Raw genomic sequence first — 4,047 nt, 5'->3', positions numbered from 1 at the left:
GCAACAGGCATTTCGATATCGTGCAATAAACGATTGAGTGATGGCTCAGCCAATAATTTAGGCACAAATAACTCTTTGAGTCTTAAGGTAATATCGGCATCTTCACAGGCATAATTGCTCGCTGCGTCAATTTCTATTTGGTCAAACGTCAGTTGTTTTACGCCTTTGCCTGCTAGTTCCTCAAAAGTCGTGGTTTGATAGTTAAGATAATGTTTGGCTAAATCATCAAGATTATGGCGAGTAGCGGTGGCATCTAACACATAAGAAGCGAGCATGGTATCAAAGACAATACCTTGTAAGTTAATGCCATGATTAGCTAACACATGGGTATCGTATTTTAAGTGTTGACCAATTTTGCCAATATGCGGATTTTCTAACAGTGGTTTGAGTTGTTTTAATACCGTATCACGGTCGAGTTGTTCGGGCGCACCTAAATAACTGTGTGCAAGTGGCACATAGTAGGCTTCACCCACCACTAAAGACACCGAAAATCCAACAATCCGCGCTTCTTTATAATTTAGGCTAGTGGTTTCGGTATCAAAGGCAAAAGCAGGGGCTAAATTAAGTTTATCTAACAGGGCTGACCATGCCGAAGTTGTCGTAACCGTATGATATTTAGTGCTAATCGGTGGGGCTTCGGGTTCACTTTGTTCATCCAGTGTCGGTAGAGCAGACGCATCTACACTCGCTAATAAAGCATTAAACTCAAAACGTTGATAAAGCTCTTTTAAAGCAGCGTGATTGGCTGTTTGACGAATTAGCGCATCAGGATGCACTTTTAAGGCTAATTGGCAATCAATGGTGGCGAGCTGTTGGCTCATCGCGACTTGTGGCAAGCTATTTCTAAAGGTTTCACCGACTTTACCTTTAATACTGGCGGCATTGGCAATTAAATTGGCAATCGAGCCATGCTCTTGTAACCACTTAACCGCCGTTTTTGGCCCTACACCTTGCACACCCGCAATACCATCAGAAGAGTCGCCAACTAAAGCCAAATAATCAATAATTTGACTCGGTTTAACGCCAAACTTTGCCTCTACGCCTGTTGTGTCTAGCACCGTATCCATAAACGGATTAACAAGGGTAATACGCTCATTCACCAATTGTGCCATGTCTTTGTCGCCCGTTGAGATAATCACATCCCAACCATGACTGGCTGCTTCAACCGCTAATGTGCCTAAAATATCATCCCCTTCGACGCCTTGCTCTAATAACACAGGCAAACCCATCGCCCGTACAATGTCTTGTAAAGGGGCAAATTGTGCTTTTAAGTCATCGGGTGTAGGCGGACGGTGGGCTTTGTAATCAGCAGATAATTCATGTCTAAAGGTTGCGCCACCTGCATCAAAAACAACAGCAACATGGCTAGGTTGATATTGTTTGAGTAATTTATTGAGAGCGTTTAACGCGCCTTTAATTGCACCTGTCGGTTGGCCGTCTTTGGTGGAAAGGGGGGGCAGAGCAAAAAAGGAGCGATAGATATAAAACGAGCCATCGACCAAAACAAGCGGCTTACGAGACATGAGTGCGTATCCAATAAACAAATGTAATAAGGCCGAATTATAGACGGCTTAGGGTTTAGATAAACGATTTCTATATTTAAGACGACAAATTAATTCGTTGTTGGTAGTTGTTCCAACTGTCTTTTAAAATTAAATACCGCACATTCAGGCTTTAAGGTATATAAGGCAGCAGGTCGGCCAGCCCCTTCTTGTTTAATTTGACCAGTTTCATTTAACACTTGTTCGCGTTCCAAACGCCGTCTAAACGATTTTTTCTCAATCTCATGTCCCATAATAATTTCATAGGCACGTTGTAGTTCGGTGAGGGTAAAAGGTGAGCTAATTAAATGGGCAGGAATTAAGGTATATAACACTTTAGCGCGAACACGCTCCAACGCTAAGCTTAATAATTGCCGATGATCAAAAGCCAAGTCTAAATTTAAAGCCAAATTCACCTCACACCATTGGCTGAGTTCTGTGCCTGTTTGCAATAACTCAACATAAGGAATGAGGGCAAAATACACCGCCGTCATTGACCAACCGCGAGGATCACGTTGCCCATTACCAATAGTCGCTAATTGTTCCAAATAGGGTGTAGCCACACCAGTTTTTTTGCTTAATGTTCGTAATGCGGTATTTTCTAGGTGCGTATCTTGTTGAATATCAATAAAACCACCTGCCAATGCCCATCTATCTTTGTGGGGATAATCTTTACGTTTAACCAATAACACTTTTAAGGTTTGTTGGTGCAAGGTAAAAATACAGACATCCACCGAAGCCAATGGCACAGGATAATCATGAATATTATAAGCCGCCAAAAATTCGGCTTCGGAGTTAAAAGTGGTCATGGCAGTGATGGCTCAAAAATTTTTTAAATTATAACCTTATTAGCACTGACGCGGTTATCGCTTATTTGCTCACATTTCAACCGTTTTCAACGGTTTTATGCTCACAAAACGCACTAATTTCGATGAAATGCGTAAGTGCAGTAAAAATCAGCTTGACAATTAGTGTCTTTAAGACAATAATTAAGTCGTCAAGATTAAGTAGGGATTCTACTTAATCCTAAAAGCTAAATTGGATAGACCGATTTAGTCGTGAAATTTAAATCAATGTTGGGGATTCCATCATGAGCAACATCTTATTAAATGCCGATTCTTATAAAGCCTCACACTATGTGCAATATCCTGCTAATACCACTGTGGTTTCTAGTTACATTGAATCCCGTGGTGGCATGTTTGAGCAAACTTTATTTTTTGGCTTGCAGGCTTTTATTAAACAAACGTTATTAAAGCCGTTTACTCAAGCAGATATTGATGAAGCAGAAGCGGTATTAGTTGCTCATGGTTTACCGTTTAACAAAACAGGCTGGCAATACATTTTAGACACCTATAATGGTTATTTGCCGATTGAGATTCAAGCCGTACCTGAAGGCTCATTGGTTAATACCCACAACGTCTTAGTGCAAGTCAAAAACACCGATGACAATTGTGCATGGTTAACCAGTTATATCGAAACAGCTTTGTTAAGAGCGGTGTGGTATCCGACCACAGTGGCCAGTGTATCGTATGCTTGCAAACAAGTAATTGCCCGTTATTTAGCACGAACAGCCGATAACATGGAGGGTTTACTTTTTAAGCTCCACGACTTCGGCTCAAGAGGCGCAAGCTCCTTCGAGTCCGCCGCATTGGGTGGTATGGCGCACTTAGTTAACTTTATGGGCACAGATACGTTAAGCGCGATTGTCGCTGCACGTCGTTATTATCAAGAGCCAATGGCAGGTTTTTCGATTCCTGCCGCCGAACACAGCACCATTACCAGTTGGGGTCGTGATGGCGAACAAGCTGCGTATGCCAATATGCTCAAACAATTTTCGGGGCAAGGCAAATTGGTGGCGGTGGTTAGCGATTCTTATGATTTGTGGAATGCGATTGATAATTTGTGGGGTACAGAGCTACGCGATGCGGTGATGAATAGTGGTGGCACATTAGTGATTCGTCCTGATAGTGGTGACCCTGTGCAAATTGTGAGCACCACCATTGAAAAGTTGATGGCGAAATTTGGTTTTCGTACCAACAGCAAAGGTTTTAAAGTGTTGCCTGATTGTGTACGGGTGATTCAAGGTGATGGTATTTGTTTAAGCAGCATTGAAGCGATTTTAGTCGAAATGACAAAACGCGGTTTATCGGCAGATAACATTGCCTTTGGCATGGGTGGCGAGTTATTACAAAAGGTTAATCGTGATACCCAAAAATTTGCCATGAAAGCCTCTGCGGTGTGTGTTAATGGTGTTTGGCGTGATGTGTTTAAAGACCCAATTACTGACAGTGGTAAACGTAGCAAAAAAGGTCGTTTGGCTTTAGTGAAAAATAGCGAAGGTCAATATCAAACCATTCGTGAACAAGATTTAGGCCAACAACAAAATCAATTACGAGTGGTTTATCGTAATGGTGTATTGTTGGTTGATGAAAGTTTGGCAAAGATTAGAGCAAGGGTTACACACTGTATATGAAAAATCTATCTAAACCTACTTATTTAGGTTGTT

The 4,047-nt window shown here is 41.7% G+C and carries 3 protein-coding genes; 1 reads left to right on the top strand and 2 read right to left on the bottom strand.

Annotation, left to right across the window (positions count from 1 at the left end; genetic code table 11):
* Both Q0212_RS12290 and Q0212_RS12285 read right to left on the bottom strand, forming a co-directional pair.
* Positions 1-1,523 (bottom strand): 5'-3' exonuclease H3TH domain-containing protein (locus Q0212_RS12290; protein WP_297925927.1); only part of this gene is annotated, 1,523 nt, incomplete at its 3' end.
* Positions 1,524-1,612: 89 nt separating this feature from the next.
* Complete coding sequence (locus Q0212_RS12285) at positions 1,613-2,350, bottom strand: NUDIX domain-containing protein (protein ID WP_297925925.1); 738 nt, start codon at positions 2,348-2,350, stop codon at positions 1,613-1,615.
* A 281-nt stretch (positions 2,351-2,631) separates the two neighbouring features.
* Here Q0212_RS12285 and Q0212_RS12280 point away from each other — a divergent pair, with 281 nt between their 5' ends.
* Positions 2,632-4,014, top strand: a complete 1,383-nt coding sequence (locus Q0212_RS12280) for a nicotinate phosphoribosyltransferase (RefSeq protein ID WP_297925923.1) — start codon at positions 2,632-2,634, stop codon at positions 4,012-4,014.
* Positions 4,015-4,047 lie beyond the last annotated feature (33 nt).

The sequence above is a fragment of the uncultured Agitococcus sp. genome (assembly GCF_937920075.1).
Lineage (GTDB): Bacteria > Pseudomonadota > Gammaproteobacteria > Pseudomonadales > Moraxellaceae > Agitococcus.
This window is presented reverse-complemented; position numbering and strand designations above follow the sequence as displayed.